The sequence below is a fragment of the Micrococcus sp. KRD096 genome (genome assembly GCF_017168495.1).
In the GTDB taxonomy this organism is placed as follows: Bacteria; Actinomycetota; Actinomycetes; order Actinomycetales; family Micrococcaceae; genus Micrococcus; species Micrococcus luteus.
Genome location: NZ_JABFAY010000004.1, coordinates 6,007 through 22,563, shown reverse-complemented (window position 1 = coordinate 22,563; position 16,557 = coordinate 6,007). Strand labels below are relative to the sequence as shown.

The 16,557-nt window shown below is 71.7% G+C and carries 13 protein-coding genes and 2 pseudogenes; 13 read left to right on the top strand and 2 right to left on the bottom strand.

The window, feature by feature from the left end; genetic code table 11:
- Positions 1-34: 34 nt before the first annotated feature.
- The 7 genes and pseudogenes from J1M41_RS02365 to J1M41_RS02335 all read left to right on the top strand — a co-directional run.
- Positions 35-1,054 (top strand): PhoH family protein, encoded by a 1,020-nt coding sequence (locus J1M41_RS02365; protein WP_206451117.1) that lies wholly within the window; start codon positions 35-37, stop codon positions 1,052-1,054.
- Positions 1,044-1,517: an rRNA maturation RNase YbeY gene (gene ybeY, locus J1M41_RS02360; RefSeq protein WP_010078622.1), complete on the top strand. Its 474-nt coding sequence runs from the start codon at positions 1,044-1,046 to the stop codon at positions 1,515-1,517. The genes J1M41_RS02365 and ybeY overlap by 11 nt, the downstream gene beginning before the upstream one ends.
- 11 nt (positions 1,518-1,528) lie before the next feature.
- A pseudogene (locus J1M41_RS02355) lies at positions 1,529-2,764 on the top strand (hemolysin family protein); the annotation flags it as partial.
- A gap of 123 nt (positions 2,765-2,887) precedes the next feature.
- On the top strand, positions 2,888-3,853 hold the full coding sequence (gene era / locus J1M41_RS02350; RefSeq protein WP_166437570.1) for a GTPase Era: 966 nt from the start codon (positions 2,888-2,890) through the stop codon (positions 3,851-3,853).
- A gap of 337 nt (positions 3,854-4,190) precedes the next feature.
- Entirely contained in the window at positions 4,191-5,924 is a 1,734-nt protein-coding gene (gene leuA, locus J1M41_RS02345) for a 2-isopropylmalate synthase (RefSeq protein WP_206451069.1), read from the top strand.
- Positions 5,921-6,742 carry a DNA repair protein RecO gene (gene recO, locus J1M41_RS02340; protein WP_206451068.1) on the top strand — a complete coding sequence of 274 codons (822 nt, stop codon included), beginning with the start codon at positions 5,921-5,923 and terminating at the stop codon, positions 6,740-6,742. The genes leuA and recO overlap by 4 nt, the downstream gene beginning before the upstream one ends.
- 15 nt (positions 6,743-6,757) lie before the next feature.
- Positions 6,758-7,609: pseudogene (locus tag J1M41_RS02335) on the top strand (isoprenyl transferase); the annotation flags it as partial.
- On the opposite strand, the gene J1M41_RS02330 reads toward J1M41_RS02335, so the two are convergent.
- Complete coding sequence (locus J1M41_RS02330; protein WP_342214053.1) at positions 7,549-8,454, bottom strand: alpha/beta hydrolase; 906 nt, start codon at positions 8,452-8,454, stop codon at positions 7,549-7,551. The pseudogene J1M41_RS02335 and the gene J1M41_RS02330 overlap by 61 nt on opposite strands.
- Positions 8,455-8,673: 219 nt before the next feature.
- Here J1M41_RS02330 and J1M41_RS02325 point away from each other — a divergent pair, with 219 nt between their 5' ends.
- Positions 8,674-9,801, top strand: a complete 1,128-nt coding sequence (locus J1M41_RS02325; RefSeq protein ID WP_206451067.1) for a quinone-dependent dihydroorotate dehydrogenase — start codon at positions 8,674-8,676, stop codon at positions 9,799-9,801.
- A 66-nt stretch (positions 9,802-9,867) separates the two neighbouring features.
- Here the strand turns inward: J1M41_RS02325 and J1M41_RS02320 are convergent, their stop codons facing one another.
- On the bottom strand, positions 9,868-10,488 hold the full coding sequence (locus J1M41_RS02320) for a DUF3043 domain-containing protein (RefSeq protein ID WP_036384729.1): 621 nt from the start codon (positions 10,486-10,488) through the stop codon (positions 9,868-9,870).
- 80 nt (positions 10,489-10,568) lie between these two features.
- Here J1M41_RS02320 and J1M41_RS02315 point away from each other — a divergent pair, with 80 nt between their 5' ends.
- From J1M41_RS02315 to J1M41_RS02295, 5 genes are all read left to right on the top strand, one after another.
- Positions 10,569-11,972: a dipeptidase gene (locus J1M41_RS02315; RefSeq protein WP_206451066.1), complete on the top strand. Its 1,404-nt coding sequence runs from the start codon at positions 10,569-10,571 to the stop codon at positions 11,970-11,972.
- Between the two features lie 118 nt (positions 11,973-12,090).
- Positions 12,091-12,483 carry an iron-sulfur cluster insertion protein ErpA gene (gene erpA, locus J1M41_RS02310; protein ID WP_069941919.1) on the top strand — a complete coding sequence of 131 codons (393 nt, stop codon included), beginning with the start codon at positions 12,091-12,093 and terminating at the stop codon, positions 12,481-12,483.
- 335 nt (positions 12,484-12,818) lie between these two features.
- Positions 12,819-13,679 (top strand): cytochrome c oxidase subunit II, encoded by an 861-nt coding sequence (coxB, locus tag J1M41_RS02305; protein WP_206451115.1) that lies wholly within the window; start codon positions 12,819-12,821, stop codon positions 13,677-13,679.
- The gene (gene ctaD / locus J1M41_RS02300) at positions 13,679-15,388 is read left to right on the top strand and encodes a cytochrome c oxidase subunit I (RefSeq protein ID WP_206451065.1); all 1,710 of its coding nucleotides are present in this window, start codon (positions 13,679-13,681) and stop codon (positions 15,386-15,388) included. The genes coxB and ctaD overlap by 1 nt, the downstream gene beginning before the upstream one ends.
- A complete protein-coding gene (locus tag J1M41_RS02295; protein WP_206451064.1) occupies positions 15,385-15,786 on the top strand; it encodes a cytochrome c oxidase subunit 4 in 402 nt (133 codons plus the stop codon). Before ctaD ends, J1M41_RS02295 begins: the two co-directional genes overlap by 4 nt.
- Positions 15,787-16,557: the final 771 nt, after the last annotated feature.

The following is a 16,557-nucleotide window of genomic DNA, read 5'->3' as shown; positions in this document are numbered from 1 at the left end:
CTTGGCGAGGGCCTGGACGAGCACGAGCGCCGGGGTGGGCGCCGGCTCCTCCGCCACCGCGCACGAGGGGGTGGCGTTCGAGTCCGCCGACCTCATGGTCCGCACGCTCGGACCGCAGGACGCCCTGCTGCGGATCCTCGGCGGCGTGTTCCCCACCGTGGACGTCACGGTCCGCGACCAGCGGCTGGACCTGGCCGGGCCGGTGGCCGAGGTGGCCACGGTGCGGCGCGTCGTCGAGGACCTGCGCTCGATCGCCCGCCGCGACCAGGCCGTCACCCCCGAGGTGATGGGCCAGGTGGTCCACCACGTCCGCGACGCCGCCACCGGGCGCGGCGCGGGTCAGCTGCACCTGGACTCGATCCTCTCGGGCCGGGGCCGCCGCATCCGCGCGAAGACCCTGCACCAGCAGGACTACGTGGAGGCGATCGACCGCTCCACCGTCGTCTTCGGCATCGGCCCGGCCGGCACCGGCAAGACCTACCTGGCGATGGCCAAGGCGGTGCAGGCGCTGCAGGCCAAGGAGGTCAACCGGATCATCCTCACCCGCCCGGCCGTCGAGGCCGGCGAACGGCTCGGCTTCCTGCCCGGCGGGCTCTCCGAGAAGATCGACCCGTACCTGCGCCCCCTGTACGACGCGCTGCACGACATGATCGAGCCCGAGTCGATCCCGCGGCTGATGGAGGCCGGGACCATCGAGGTCGCCCCGCTGGCGTACATGCGCGGCCGCACCCTGAACGACGCGTTCGTGATCCTCGACGAGGCCCAGAACACCACCGGCGAGCAGATGAAGATGTTCCTGACCCGCCTCGGCTTCGGTGCGCGCATGGTCGTCACGGGCGACACCTCGCAGGTGGACCTGCCGCGCGGCACCCAGTCCGGCCTGGCCCAAGCCGTCGAGGTGCTCGAGGGGATCGAGGGACTGGAGATGGTCCGCTTCGACTCCTCGGACGTGGTCCGGCACTCGCTGGTGAGCGCCATCGTGGACGCCTACGACGCCGCCCGCGGCCCCGCGGAGCGGTCCCAGAAGCGAGGAGGGGCCCGCCGTGGCCGTTGAGATCCTGAACGAGTCGGGGATCGAGGTCCCCGAGGACGCGCTGCTGCGCATGGCCCGGCACGTGTACGCGCGCCTGCACGTCCACGAGCGCGCCGAGACGGCCGTGACCGTCGTGGACGCCGCACGCATGGCCGAGCTGCACGAGGAGTGGATGGACCTGCCCGGGCCCACCGACGTGATGAGCCTGCCCATGGACGAGCTGACCCCCGGCTCGCCCGAGGCGCCGGCCGAGGGCGTGCTGGGCGACGTCGTGCTCTGCCCCGAGGTCGCCGCCGAGCAGGCGGCGCGCGGCGGGCACTCCCGTGACGATGAGCTGCTCCTGCTGCTCACCCACGGCATGCTCCACCTGCTCGGGTACGACCACGTCGAGGACGCCGAGCGCGAGGAGATGTTCACGCTCCAGGATCGGCTCGTCTCCGAGGTCCTCGGCCGGCCCGCCCCGGCCCCCACCGTCGAGGATTGACGGCACCTCCCATGCTGACGCCCGCCGTCCTCTTCGCCCTCTTCCTGGTCTTCCTCGGCCTGACCTGGACGCTGTCCCTGGCCGAGTCCGCGTTCTCCTACCTCTCCCGGCGGGACGCGGAGGACATCGTCCGCGAGCGGCCCGGCTCCAAGGTCCTGGAGATCGCCCGCGAGCGGGAGAGCCACCTCGGCGCCCTGCGGGTCTGGCGCTTCGTGGCCGAGGCCCTGTCGGCCGTCTGCCTGACCGCGGCCGCCGACGCGGTGGTGGACGACACGTGGCTCGCCGTGGCGATCGCCGCGGTCGTGCTCGTGGGCGTGGCCGCCCTGCTGGGCGTCTGGAGCCCGCGGCCGATCGGCTCCCGCAACGAGGCCGCCGTCGCCCGCCGCCTGGGCGGCCTCGTGTGGGTGCTCCGCCGGGCCCTGGGCCCGCTCGCCGCCCGCCTGGACCGGGACCGGCGCCGTCGCGAGGTCGAGCCGGAGGAGGAGGACGACTTCCAGGAGCGCCACCTGCGTGAGTTCGTCGCCCGCGCCCACGACGCGGACGTGCTCGCGGACTCCGAGGCGGAGCTGATCCAGTCGGTGTTCTCCATGAACGACACCATCGTCCGCTCCGTCATGGTGCCGCGCACCGACGTCGTCACGATCGACGCCGACCACACGCTCGGGCAGGCCATGGCCCTGTTCCTGCGCTCCGGCAACTCCCGCATCCCGGTGATCGGCGAGGACGCCGACGACATCCGGGGCATGCTGCACCTCAAGGACGTCACCCGCGCCCTGCACCACGACGGCGCTGCGACCGACACCCCCGTCACCGAGGTCATGCGCGACGTCCGCTTCGTCCCCGAGTCGAAGTCCGTGGCCACCCTCCTGCAGGAGCTGCAGCGCGAGTCCACCCACGTGGCCGTGGTGGTGGACGAGTACGGCGGCACGGCGGGGCTCGTGACCCTCGAGGACCTCATCGAGGAGATCGTCGGGGAGATCTACGACGAGGACGACCAGCCGGACCGCCCCGAGGTGGAGTTCGTCGCGCCCGGCGTCTACTCCGTCGACGCGCGCATGGGCATCCACGACTTCCGGGAGGAGTTCGAGCTGCCGGAGGAGGACGAGGACGACGACGTCGACACGGTCGGCGGCCTCCTCGCCAAGGAGCTCGGCCGCGTCCCGATCCAGGGCTCGCGCGTCGTGGTCCAGGGGATCGAGCTCGTCGCGGACACCCTCGAGCCCCGCCGCAACCGGGTCGCGCGCCTGCGCGTCTCCGAGACCCCCGACCGCCCGGTGCGGCTGCGCCGGCGCGAGGAGCGGGCCCACGGCGCCGCACCCGCCGACCCCGTGGCCGCCCCACCCCACGCCCCGCCTGACAAGGATGACCCCATGACCGATCTCGTCGATCCGGCCCGCGCCGCGGACGGCTTCCGTTCCGGCTTCGTCTCGCTCGTGGGCCGGCCGAACGCCGGCAAGTCCACGCTCACCAACGCGCTGGTGGGGGAGAAGGTGGCGATCACCTCCTCCAAGCCGCAGACCACGCGCCACACCATCCGCGGGATCGTCCACCGCGAGGACTTCCAGCTCGTGCTCGTGGACACCCCGGGCCTGCACCGGCCCCGCACCCTGCTCGGCGAGCGCCTCAACGACCTCGTGGCGGAGACGCTCAACGAGGTCGACGCCGTGGGCATGTGCCTGCCGGCCGACGAGGCGATCGGTCCCGGCGACCGGTTCATCGCCCAGCAGCTCTCGTACCTGCACCGCACCCCGGTGGTCGCCGTGGTGACGAAGACGGACAAGGTGGGCCCGGAGCAGCTCATGGCGCAGCTCGTGGCCGTGACCGCCCTGGGCGAGGAGGTCCTCGGGCCCGAGAACGGCGGGGAGGGCTTCGCGGCCGTCGTGCCGGTCTCGGCGGTGGCCGGCCGCCAGGTCGACGACGTCCTGGGCGTCTTCGCGGGCCTGCTGCCGGCCGGGCCGCCCCTGTACCCCGACGGTGAGCTCACGGACGAGCCGGAGGCGGTCATGGTCGCCGAGCTCATCCGGGAGGCGGCCCTGGAGGGCGTGCGCGACGAGCTGCCGCACTCGGTGGCCGTGGTGGTCGAGGAGATGTCCCTGCGCGAGGACCGCCCCGCGGATCGGCCCCTGATGGACGTGTGGGCGAACGTCTTCGTCGAGCGGGACAGCCAGAAGGGCATCATCATCGGCAAGGGCGGCTCCCGCCTGCGTGAGATCGGCGCGCAGGCGCGGGCGGGCATCGAGCGCATGCTCGGCACCAAGGTGCACCTGGACCTGCGGGTCAAGGTCGCCAAGGAGTGGCAGCGCGACCCCAAGCAGCTCGGCCGACTCGGCTTCTGAGCCGGAGGCCCCGGCCCGGGCGCGCACGCGCCGGAGCGGGCCGCCGTCGTCGTGCGTCACACGGGGACGGCCTCCTGTGGCCCGGCCCACCTCGGTGCTAGGGTCGGGGGCATGTCCCTCCGCCTCGCGACGACAGCGCCGGCCACGGCCCGCCTGCTACTTCCCGGCCGCACGGGGTCCCCGTGCCAGGCCGTGATCCACGCCGCCTGAGCGCATGCGGAGGCAGGACGCCTCCCACCGGACCGGACACCCCGTGCGGAGTCCCTGACCTCCCGGTCCGGCCACCGACCATCCACCTTTCGCGCGCCCGCCGCGCGCACGTCGAGGGAGAACACGCATGAGCGCCCACCTGCAGAAGTCGTCGGGGATGAAGTTCCACAAGTACGTCCCGTTCCAGGACCAGATCGAGGTCGCCCTGCCGGACCGCACCTGGCCGGACAAGGTCATCGAGAAGGCGCCGCTGTGGTGCGCCGTGGACCTGCGCGACGGCAACCAGGCCCTGATCGACCCCATGGGCCCCGAGCGCAAGCTGCGCATGTTCCAGCTGCTCGTCGGCATGGGCTTCAAGGAGATCGAGGTCGGCTTCCCGTCCGCCTCGCAGACCGACTACGACTTCGTCCGCCAGCTCATCGAGGGCGACCACATCCCGGACGACGTCACCATCCAGGTCCTCACCCAGTCCCGTGAGCACCTGATCGAGCGCACCTTCGAGGCGCTCGAGGGCGCCGACCGGGCCATCGTGCACCTGTACAACTCGACGTCGGTGCTGCAGCGCCGCGTGGTGTTCCGGCAGGACGAGGACGGGATCGTGGACATCGCGACCTCCGGCGCGCGCCTGGTGAAGAAGTTCGAGGAGCAGCTCAAGGGCACGCAGATCACCTACGAGTACTCGCCCGAGTCCTACACGGGCACCGAGCTCGAGTTCGCCCGGCGCATCTCGGATGAGGTGGCCACGGTCCTGGAGGCCTCCACCGATCGCAAGATGATCCTGAACCTGCCGGCGACGGTGGAGATGTCCACCCCGAACGTGTACGCCGACTCGATCGAGTGGATGCACCGCAACCTGGAGCACCGCGACTCGCTCGTCCTCTCCTTGCACCCGCACAACGACCGCGGCACGGGCGTGGCCGCCGCCGAGCTGGGCTACCTCGCCGGGGCGGACCGCATCGAGGGATGCCTGTTCGGCAACGGCGAGCGCACCGGCAACGTCGACCTGGTGACGCTGGGCATGAACCTGTACTCGCAGGGCATCGACCCCATGATCGACTTCTCCGACATGGACCACATCAAGCGCACGGTCGAGTACTGCAACCAGCTGGCCGTGCCCGAGCGCTCTCCCTGGGGCGGTGACCTCGTCTTCACGGCCTTCTCCGGCTCCCACCAGGACGCCATCAAGAAGGGCTTCGAGGCCATGGAGGTCGACGCGAAGGCGGCCGGCACGGACGTGGACGGCATCCCGTGGGCCGTGCCGTACCTGCCCATCGACCCGAAGGACATCGGCCGCTCCTATGAGGCCGTCATCCGGGTGAACTCGCAGTCCGGCAAGGGCGGCGTCGCCTACCTGCTCAAGTCCGAGCACAATCTGGACCTGCCGCGCCGCGCGCAGATCGAGTTCTCCCACGTCATCCAGGATCTGGCCGACTCCCAGGGCGGCGAGGTCTCCGGCGCCGACCTGTGGCGCGTGTTCCAGGACGAGTACCTGCCCGCCGACGCGGCGGAGGCGCAGTGGGGCCGCTACCGGCTCCGCTCGGTCTCCTCGGCCTCCGGTGAGGACGGCGCGTTCCGGATGGAGGCCGAGCTCGAGGTCGACGGCGTCACGCAGACCCGCACGGCGCAGGGCAACGGCCCGATCGACGCGTTCCTGCGCATCCTCGGCGAGGAGGGCGTGGACGTCCGTGTGCTCGACTACTCCGAGCACGCGCTGTCCGAGGGCGGTGCCGCCATGGCCGCCGCCTACGTGGAGGCGGCCGTGGGCGACCGTGTCCTCTGGGGCGTCGGCCTGGACCACAACACCACCACCGCCTCGCTGAAGGCCGTGGTGTCCGCGGTGAACCGCGCCCTGCGCGCGTGAGCGGCTCCGGCTCCTCCCGGCGGGGTGCGCGGCACGGCGGCTACGCGGCGAACTCGTTCCGCACCGAGGCCATCGTGCTGCGTACCCACCGCCTGGGGGAGGCCGATCGCATCGTCGAGGCGCTCACCCCCGAGCACGGCCTGGTCCGGGCCGTGGCCACGGGGGTGCGCAAGACATCCTCCCGGCTGGGCTCGGTGGTGGAGCCGTTCATGCACTCCACGCTCCAGCTCGCGCGCGGACGGGGCGAGCTGCACACCGTGAGCCAGGCCCAGCTGCTGCACCCGTACGCGACGATGCTGGCCGCCGACTACGACGCCTACACCGTCGCCGGCGCCCTCGCCGAGGCCGTCGAGCGGGTCCCCGCGGTCGACGACGACGGCCGGCGCGCCCAGTACCGCCTGTTCCACGGCGCGCTGGCCGCGCTGGCCCGCGGCGCGCACGACCCGCGCCTGATCCTGCACTCGTTCCTGCTGCGGGCGCTCGCCCAGGCCGGCTGGGCCCCGACCTTCGACCGGTGCGCCCGCTGCGGCGCCCCTGGCCCGCACACGGCGCTGCACGTGGGCCTCGGCGGGGCCGTCTGCCCCGAGTGCAGGCCACCCGGTGCCGCTCACCCGGCCCCGGAGACCTTCGACCTGCTCTCGGCCCTCGCGGCGGGGGGCTGGGCCACCGCGGACGCCTCCGGGGCCCCCGCCCGCCGCGAGGCGGCCGGTATCGTGGCGGCGTACCTGCAGTTCCACGCCGAGCGGCGCCTGGTGTCCCTGTCCGTCCTGGACCAGGACCTCGGCCTCCCCGCCCCGCGCGTCGAGAGGAGACCATGAGCGCCGACCGAGCACCGAGCCCCGCAGCCCCCACCGCCGCACCCCTCGGGTGCGGTCGCCCCGCGGATCGACCCGCGTTTCGTGCCCCGGCACGTGGCGATCGTGATGGACGGCAACGGACGGTGGGCCAACCAGCGCGGCCTGCCCCGCACCGAGGGCCATCGGGCCGGCGAGGCGGCGCTGCTGGACGTCGTCGCCGGGGCGGTGGAGCTGGGGATCGGCCACGTGTCCGCGTATGCGTTCTCCACGGAGAACTGGCGGCGCTCGGCGGAGGAGGTGCGCTTCCTCATGGGCTTCTCCCGGGACGTGCTGCGCCGGCAGCGGGACACCCTGCACTCGTGGAACGTGCGGATCCGGTGGAACGGGCGGGCCCCGCGCCTCTGGACCCCCGTGATCCGGGAGCTGCAGGAGGCCGAGGAGCTCACTCGCCACAACACCGGCACCACCCTGCACATGTGCGTGAACTACGGCAGCCGGGCCGAGATCCTGGACGGCGTCCAGGCGATCGCCGAAGAGGTCCGGGCCGGCCGGATGCGGCCGGGGGAGATCAGCGAGGACGTCATCACCCGCTACCTCGACCGCGGCTTCCGCACGGGTCAGGACGTCGACGTCGTCCCGGACGTGGACCTGTTCCTGCGGACCTCGGGGGAGCAGCGCCTGTCCAACTATCTGCTGTGGCAGTCCGCCTACGCGGAGCTGCTGTTCCTGGACGTGCTGTGGCCGGACGTCGACCGGCGGACCCTGTGGGCCGCCGTCGAGACCTACGCCCGACGGGACCGCCGCTACGGCGGCGCCGTGGACACCCCTCAGCCGGCGCCGTCGTCCGGCGCGCCGGACTCGGCCTCGGACGCCGACGGCGGCGCGTAGGCCCCCAGCCACGTGAGCGTCGCGGCACCGGCCGCCTCGCGCACCGACGCGGGGGAGGCGAACACGTCGTGCAGCGCGTCGGGGAGCCGGTGGACGGTCACCCGGTCGCCGAGCCGCAGGGAGCGGCGGGCCATGGCGTCGGGGTCCAGGACGATGTCCGAGGTCAGCATCGCCTCGGCGTAGGACGTGCCCCGATGCCCGCGCGCGGAGACGAGCACGAGGATCGGCACGGTGACGTCGAGCCGCCCGGCCACGGCCCGGTGCCCCGAGAGGACCGCACTCAGCCAGGCGGCCGGCACCTCGAACGCGTGCGGGGGACGCCAGAGCGGGTGCAGGTCCCATTCGCCCTCGGCCTGGTCCGAGAGGGTGCGCCAGTAGTGGTCGATGCGCGGCAGTGTGAGCATGGCGTAGGGCTTCATGGCGGAGACGGGCCCCACGATGGACTTCGCCAGCAGGCGCACCCCCGCGCTGCCCTGCATCTCCAGCCACGGGCTGTTGAGCACGAGCGCGGCGAGGCGGCCGGGATTCCGGTCCGCCCACAGCGCGGCGATCAGCCCGCCGGTGGAGTGTCCCATGAGGATGGGCGGCAGCGGGTGGTCCTGGGCGATGGTCTCGAACGCGGCCTCGAGGTCCGCGTCGTAGCGGGCCAGGTCGTCCGTCCAGCCGGGCGTCTGTCCCGTGCGCAGCGAGCGGCCGTAGTGGCGGAGGTCGACGGCGTGGAAGGCGTAGCCGGCGGCCTCGAACGCGCGGGCGAGCGGGGCGTTGTAGAAGTAGTCGCTCCAGCCGTGCACCGAGAGGATGGGTCGCCGGGCCGGGTCACGGGCGGCGTCGGTGCGCGGACGCACCACTGTGACAAGGTTCTGTCCTTGTTCATCGGTGTCGAGGCCGAGCGTGCATCGTTCGAAGCCCGGCAGCCCGTCCGGGACCCAGCCCAGGCCCGGCGGATCGTCGAGGAACGGGCGGGTGTCCTCCTCCGTCGGTCCGCCGGCGGGTGCGGCGTGCGGGGCGGAGGGGTCCTGTAGGAGGACCCCGGGCGGGCGGGAGGCCCGTGCGAGGATGGGGGCATGCAGCTGCCTGATCCCAAGTCCGCCGTCGACGGCATCCTGACCTCCCGCGCGCCTCGCCTGTACCCGCCCTTCTTCCGTGCCGTGTTCGGCGGCATGGACGCGGAGCGGGCGCATCATCGGGGCTTCGACGCGATCCGGCTGGCCGAGCGCACCGGGGCGTCCGCCGCCCTGCGCGCCGCCTTCCGCCCGGACCCGATGCTCGCGCGCACGGTCATGGGCCTGCGGTTCCCGACGCCCTTCGGCCTGGCCGCGGGGTTCGACAAGGACGGCCGGGGGACCGCCGCCCTGGCCGACCTCGGGTTCGGCCACATCGAGGTCGGCACGATCACGGCGCAGCCGCAGCCCGGCAACCCGCAGCCCCGACTGTTCCGTCTCGTGGACGACCGGGCGCTGGTCAACCGCATGGGCTTCAACAACGACGGCGCGGCGGCCGTCGCCCCCCGCCTGGCGCGGACCCGGCAGACGCTGGAGCGCCGCTTCGGCCCGGCCCGGCCGGTCCTGGGCGTGAACATCGGCAAGACCAAGGTGGTCCCGCTCGAGGACGCGGCGGACGACTACCGGGCCTCGACCCGCCTGCTCGCGCCCCACGCCGACTACCTGACGGTCAACGTGTCCTCACCGAACACGCCGGGGCTGCGCCAGCTGCAGGAGATCGACGCGCTGGAGCCGATCCTCACGGCGGTGCGCGAGGAGGCCGACCGTGCGGTCCCGGGCCGTCGCGTGCCGCTGACCGTGAAGATCGCCCCGGACCTGGCGGACGACGACGTGCGCGCCGTCGGGGCGCTCGCCGAGCGCCTCGGGCTGGACGGCGTCATCGCGACCAACACGACCGTCTCCCGGGAGGGTCTGCGCACCCCGCGTGCCGACGTGGACGCCCTGGGCGCGGGCGGCCTGTCCGGCGCCCCGCTGCAGGAGCGGTCGATGCGGGTGCTGGAGGTCCTGCGGGCGGCGCTGCCGACGGGCACCGCCGTCGTCAGCGTGGGCGGGGTGACGGACGCCGACGACGTCCAGGCCCGGCTCGACGCGGGCGCGGACCTCGTCCAGGGATACACGGCGTTCCTGTACGAGGGCCCGTTCTGGTCCGGCCGGATCACCGCCGGGCTGGCCCGGTCCCTGCGGGGCTGACGGTCTGCTCGCCGGGGACGCGACGGCCCGGACCCACCGGGGTCCGGGCCGTGGCGCGGTGTCGTCTCAGGCGGGGTACTCGCCCCGCTTGACCTGGGGCTTGGGCAGACGCAGGCGGCGGAACTGCAGGGCCCGCATGATGCCGTAGAAGCCGGTCCCGGACTCCGGCGTGCCGAAGCGCTCCGTGAGGCCCTTCTTGATGTGCCGGCTGACCAGGAAGCTCTCGATGAGCACGAGGGCCACGAGGACGTACAGGCTGATCATCAGGATCAGCTGCGCCTCGCGACCGGGGATGAACATGAGCAGGACGTAGGCGAAGACGACGGGCATGAGCCACTCGCCGATCCCGGTCCGCGCGTCCACGTAGTCACGGACCCAGCGCTTCTGCGGCCCCTTGTCGCGTGCCGGGAGACCGCGCTCGTCCCCGGTCTCCAGCGCGGCGCGCTGGCGCATCCGCTCCTGGGCCATCGCCTGACGCTCGGCCTTGCGAGCCGCCTTGCGATCTTCGGGGACCAGGGTGCGACGGCGCGCGGCCTCCTGGTCGCGGCGCCGCGGAGTCGGGCCCTTCTTGCCCTGCGAGCGGTCGCGCGGCGCGGCCCCGGACACGGCGCCCTCGGCGGGAGCAGCCGAGGAGCCGTGAGTCGAGGGGGCGGGCGCGGTCTCGGGGGTCTTGTCTCGCTTGAACACCCGTCCAGTCTAGTGGTGGGGCGCGTCCGGCCCGGCCGGAGGCGCGGCCCTCGGCCCGGCCGCCGTCTACGCTGGCCGTCATGACTGACATCACCTCCCGTGCGCCGCAGGACGCGGCCCTCGTCTCCGCCGTCCGTGAGGCCGTCGAGGCCCGTTTCCCGACGACCCTCCAGACCCTCACCGACCTCGTGGCGATCCCGGGCATCGCCTGGGACTCCGCGGACCGCGCCCAGCTCGAGCGGTCCGCGGAGGCCGTCGCGGGCCTGCTGCGCGAGGCGGGCCTGCAGGAGGTGGAGATCGTGACCGAGACCCGCGACGACGGCCGGCCCGGCGGGCCGGCGGTGATCGGTGAGAAGCCCGGCGCCTCTGACAAGCCGACTGTCTTGTTGTATGCCCATCATGACGTGCAGCCGATCGGGGACGAGGACCTCTGGGACACCCCGCCGCTCGTGGCCACCGAGCGCGGCGGGCGGCTGTACGGCCGCGGCGCCGCCGACGACAAGGCCGGCATCATGGTCCACCTCGCCGCCCTCGCCGCCCTGCGGGACGTCCTGCCGGACGCCGGCGTCGGCGTCCGCGTCTTCATCGAGGGCGAGGAGGAGGCCGGCTCGCCCACCTTCCGCACCTTCCTGGAGAAGCACCGGGCGCGCCTGGACGCCGACGCGATCGTGGTCGCGGACTCGTCCAACTGGGCCGTGGGGGAGCCAGCGCTGACCACCTCCCTGCGCGGGCTGGTGGACGGCACGGTGACCGTCCGGGTGCTCGACCACGCCGTGCACTCCGGCATGTTCGGCGGGCCGGTCCTGGACGCCGTCGTCCTGCTCTCGCGGCTGATCGCCACGCTCCACGACGCGGACGGCGCGGTCGCCGTGCCCGGCCTCGAGCCGCGGCAGACCGCGGGCCTGGACTACCCCGAGGACGTCTTCCGTGCGGACGCGGGCGTGCTGGACGGGGTGACCCTGGCCGGCCGCGGCCCGGTCGCGGACCGGCTGTGGAACGCTCCCGCGCTGAGCATCATCGGGATCGACGCGCCCTCGGTCGCGGAGTCCTCGAACACGATCCAGCCCGCGGCGCGCGCGAAGTTCTCGCTGCGCCTGGGCCCCGGCATGGAGCCCGCGGAGGCCTTCGAGGCGCTGCGCACCCACCTGGAGGCGCAGTCCGCGGCGGTGCTCGGCGCGGAGATCACGGTCACCGCGGGGGAGTTCGGTCAGCCGTTCACGACGGACACCTCGGCCCCCGCCGCGGCCGCGATGATGGCCGCCCTGGAGGACGCCTGGGGCGTCGAGCCCCGGGCGATCGGCATGGGCGGCTCCATCCCGTTCACCGCGGACCTCGCCGAGGTCTTCCCGGAGGCCACCCTCCTCATCACGGGCGTGGAGGACCCGGACACGCGGGCGCACTCGGCCAACGAGTCGCTGCACATCGACGACTTCAAGCGGGCCGTCGTGGCCGAGGCGCTCTGGCTCGCGCGGCTCTCCGCGTGAGCGCCGCCCGGCCCGTCGGTGCGGCGGGCCGGGAATGCTCCGTGGGCGGCTAGTGTTGCCCGGGAGACCACATGCGCGTGACGGCCCCGTCCGCGCCCCATGATCTGAGGAGGTCACGATGGCTCTGTCCGCAGAGGAGACCGGCGTCGAGATCGGCGCGACCCAGGACGCCGAGGCCCTGCCCCCGCACGAGGTCGAGCTGACCGACGTGGCGGCCGGCAAGGTGCGCTCGCTGCTCGAGCAGGAGGGCCGCACGGACCTGCGGCTGCGCGTCGCCGTGCAGCCGGGCGGCTGCTCGGGCCTGATCTACCAGCTCTACTTCGACGAGCGCGTCCTCGACGGCGACACCGTCCGTGACTACGACGGGGTCGAGGTGATCGTCGACAAGATGAGCGTGCCCTATCTCATGGGCGCGACCATCGACTTCGAGGACACCATCTCGAAGCAGGGCTTCACGATCGACAACCCCAACGCGGGCGGCTCGTGCGCCTGCGGCGACTCCTTCCACTGATCTGCGGGCGCCCGGAGCGCCTCGGACCGCGAACCGGCGGGTCGGCCTCGGCCGGCCCGCCGTCGTCGTGCCCGGGCACCGTGCCCAGGATGCTCGGACCCGACTCCCAGACACGAGGCGCCCGTGTCACGGTGCGGTGAATCCGCGTGTTTCGGCTTAGACTGGCTCTGAATCATCAGGGCATACCCGTGCTCCCTGCGAGGACGCTGCGAGAAGTCGCCGAATCGTCGGGGGAGCGGGGACGCCCCTCGCACACGAGATGAAGAGGAAGGCCGTCTGTGAGAGCACAGAATGACGCCGGACGTCGGACTCGCCGCCGCTTGACCGCCGGTGCCGTGGGCACCACGGCGCTCCTGGTGCTGACCGGCTGTTCGGCAGAGGTCCAGCGCGGCTGGTACCCCGGCACCCGGGAGACCACCAACCACAACGCCCAGCTCACCGACCTGTGGGTGAACTCCTGGATCGCGGCCATGGCCGTCGGCCTGCTGGCCTGGGGCGCCATGATCTGGTGCATGGTGGCCTACCGCCGTCGCAAGAACGACCAGGGCTTCCCGAAGCAGACGGCCTACAACGTGCCGCTCGAGACCATGTTCACGGCCATCCCGATCCTGATGGTCTTCACGCTCTGGGGCTTCACCGACCGCGTCCAGACCGAGGTCGACCGCCCCGTGGACGACTCGCCGCTGACCGTCACCGTGTACGGCAAGCAGTGGTCCTGGGACTTCAACTACTCCTACGAGCAGGAGAACGGCGAGGTCATCGAGGCCCACTACTCCGGCATCCAGGCCCAGCTGGACGGCACCGAGGGCGTGCGTGACACCCTTCCGGTCCTGTACCTGCCGAACGACGTGCCGGTGCACTTCGAGCTGAAGTCCCGTGACGTGGCCCACTCCTTCTGGATCCCGCAGTTCCTCCAGAAGCGCGACATGGTGCCCGGCAAGACCAACCACCTGTACCTGACCCCCCAGGAGCTGGGCAGCTACGACGGCAAGTGCGCCGAGCTGTGCGGCGAGTTCCACTCCGAGATGCTCTTCAACGTGGAGGTCGTCGACGAGGCGGAGTTCGTCCAGCGCCTCGAGGAGATGGAGCCGGGTCAGGTGGGCGAAGAGTACAGCCGCAACCCCAACAACAACCCTGACGGCGCCGGGACGATGGAGCGCGATCTCCAGACCCCCCGCGGTGGAGGTAGCCACTGATGACCACTTACGAGTACGCAACGGATGAGGTGCGCTCACAGGCGCAGCCTCGTGTGGTGCCCCGTTCGCTGGGCAAGATCGTCGTCAGCTGGCTGACGACGACCGACCACAAGGTGCTCGGGTACATGTACCTGATCACGTCCTTCATCTTCTTCTGCATCGGCGGCGTCATGGCCCTCATGATCCGCGCGGAGCTCTTCGAGCCCGGCATGCAGATCCTGCAGACGAAGGAGCAGTACAACCAGCTGTTCACCATGCACGGCACGCTCATGCTGCTCATGTTCGCGACCCCGCTCTTCGTGGGCTTCGCCAACGTGCTGGTGCCGCTGCAGATCGGCGCTCCGGACGTGTCCTTCCCGCGTCTGAACGCCCTGGCGTTCTGGTTCTTCCTGTTCGGCTCGCTCATCGCGACCGCGGGCTTCCTCACCCCGCAGGGTGCGGCCTCGTTCGGCTGGTTCGCCTACGCCCCGCTCTCCAACACCACGTACTCGCCGGGCGTCGGCGGTGACCTCTGGGTGTTCGGTCTGGTCCTCCAGGGCTTCGGCACGATCATGGGCGGCGTCAACTTCATCACCACGATCCTGACGATGCGTGCTCCTGGCATGACGATGTGGCGCATGCCGATCTTCACCTGGAACACGCTCATCACCGGCATCCTGATCATGATGGCGTTCCCGCCGTTTGCCTCCGCGCTCTTCGCGCTGGGCCTGGACCGTCGCTTCGGCGGCCACATCTTCAACCCGGAGAACGGCGGCGCCATCCTGTGGCAGCACCTCTTCTGGTTCTTCGGCCACCCCGAGGTGTACATCATCGCCCTGCCGTTCTTCGGCGTCGTGTCGGAGATCATCCCGGTGTTCTCCCGCAAGCCGATCTTCGGCTACAAGTCCATCGTGTTCGCGACGACGGCGATCGCCGCGCTCTCCGTGACGGTGTGGGCGCACCACATGTACGTGACCGGCGCCGTGCTCCTGCCGTTCTTCTCCGTGATGACCATGCTCATCGCGGTCCCGACCGGCGTGAAGTTCGTGAACTGGATCGGCACCATGTGGCGCGGTTCGATCACCTTCGAGACCCCGATGCTGTGGACGCTCGGCTTCATGGTCACCTTCCTGTTCGGTGGCCTGACCGGCGTCATCCTGGCGTCGCCGCCCCTGGACTTCCAGGTGTCCGACACCTACTTCGTCGTGGCGCACTTCCACTACGTCATCTTCGGCACCGTGGTGTTCGCGATGTTCGCCGGCTTCTTCTTCTGGTGGCCCAAGTTCACCGGCAAGATGCTGAACGAGCGTCTCGGCAAGATCCAGTTCTGGCTGCTGTTCGTGGGCTTCCACGGCACGTTCCTGATCCAGCACTGGCTCGGCGTCATCGGCATGCCCCGCCGCTATGCGGACTACATGGTGGAGGACACCTTTACCGCCATGAACGCGTTCTCTTCGGTCTTCTCCTTCGTTCTCGGCGCGTCGCTGATCCCGTTCTTCTGGAACGTCTACATCACCTCGCGCTATGGCAAGAAGGTCACCGTGGATGATCCGTGGGGCTTCGGCGGCTCGCTCGAGTGGGCCACCTCGTGCCCGCCTCCGCGGCACAACTTCCACTCGCTGCCGCGCATCCGCTCGGAGCGTCCGGCGCTGGACCTGCACCACCCGGAGCTCTTCCCGCACTCGCCTCAGCACACCACTGAGGCCTTCGGAGAGAAGGTGGCCCAGTGAAGGTCGCAGCGAATATCTTCTGGGTGATCGGCCTCTTCTTCGTGGGTGCCGGAACCCTCTACGGATTCTGGAACGAGTGGACCGAGTGGGCGGGCATCCCGGCCCTCTACGCCCTGGCCGGGATGTCCTGGATGATCGCCTGGTACCTGAACGCCGCCGAGCGCAAGTACGGCGTCGGGCCCGCCGATGACGAGGACGGCCAGATCGTCGACTACGCCGGCACCTACGGCACCTTCGCTCCCTGGAGCTGGTGGCCGCTGGGCCTCGGCCTGGCCTGCGCGATCATCGTGACCGGTCTGGCCGTCGGCTGGTGGGTCTTCATCATCGGCGTCATCGCGGGCGCCTACTTCACCTTCGGGTGGGTCTACGAGTTCTCTCGGGGCAAGTTCGCCCACTGACCTCGGGTCGATCACGCAGCGCCACCGGCGCTGACGACGACGGCACGGGGGTCTGGACGGTGGCGGGGGCGTGGACCGGGCGCAGATCTCGATCACACCGTCCTCCCGGTGTGGATCGGCCGACGACGTCGCGTGGGCACGCGCGGGTGGCCGGCCCGCGCGGACGCCGCCTCGGCCTGGAACGGGGGATGATCCTCAGCCCGCGAGCCACAGGGCTCGCGTCCTGGCTCCGACATGATCGTGACCCGGGTCGCGGGGCACGTCCCGCAGCCTCTTCACCGTCACCAGTGGGCGGCCCGGCGCCGAGTCTCGTCCAGCGGTCTCCGTTGGTCAGCTCGTGCAGGCCCTCGCCGGCCTCGACCTCACATGGACCCGGCCGAGGAACGACGCGATCACGCGGCCCTGGTCGGCACGGTGGCGGCCGCGAGGTACTGGCAGAGGAGCCCGACGGAGAGGACGTGCTGGCAGCGCACCCGAGCATCCGAGCGGTCCTGGAGACGGAGGCGGAGTACGTGCTGGGCTCAGGGCCGGCCCGCCAGGGGGCTCGTCCGCGGGCAGACTCCCGGTGGGTGATCGACGGCTGGGAGCGAGAAGGCCGGAGTTCGCTGCCCGGGCACTCCCGAGGCGTCCTCGAGGCCGGGGCGTGTCAAGGGCCATTGAGTTCTGCCCATAGGCGGCCAGTGTTTCTTCCCGCTGGTGGCCATCAGAACTGCCCACTGGTGGCCAGCTGGTTTGCCCGTTTGGGTGGTGGTGCTGGCCACCGTGATGGGA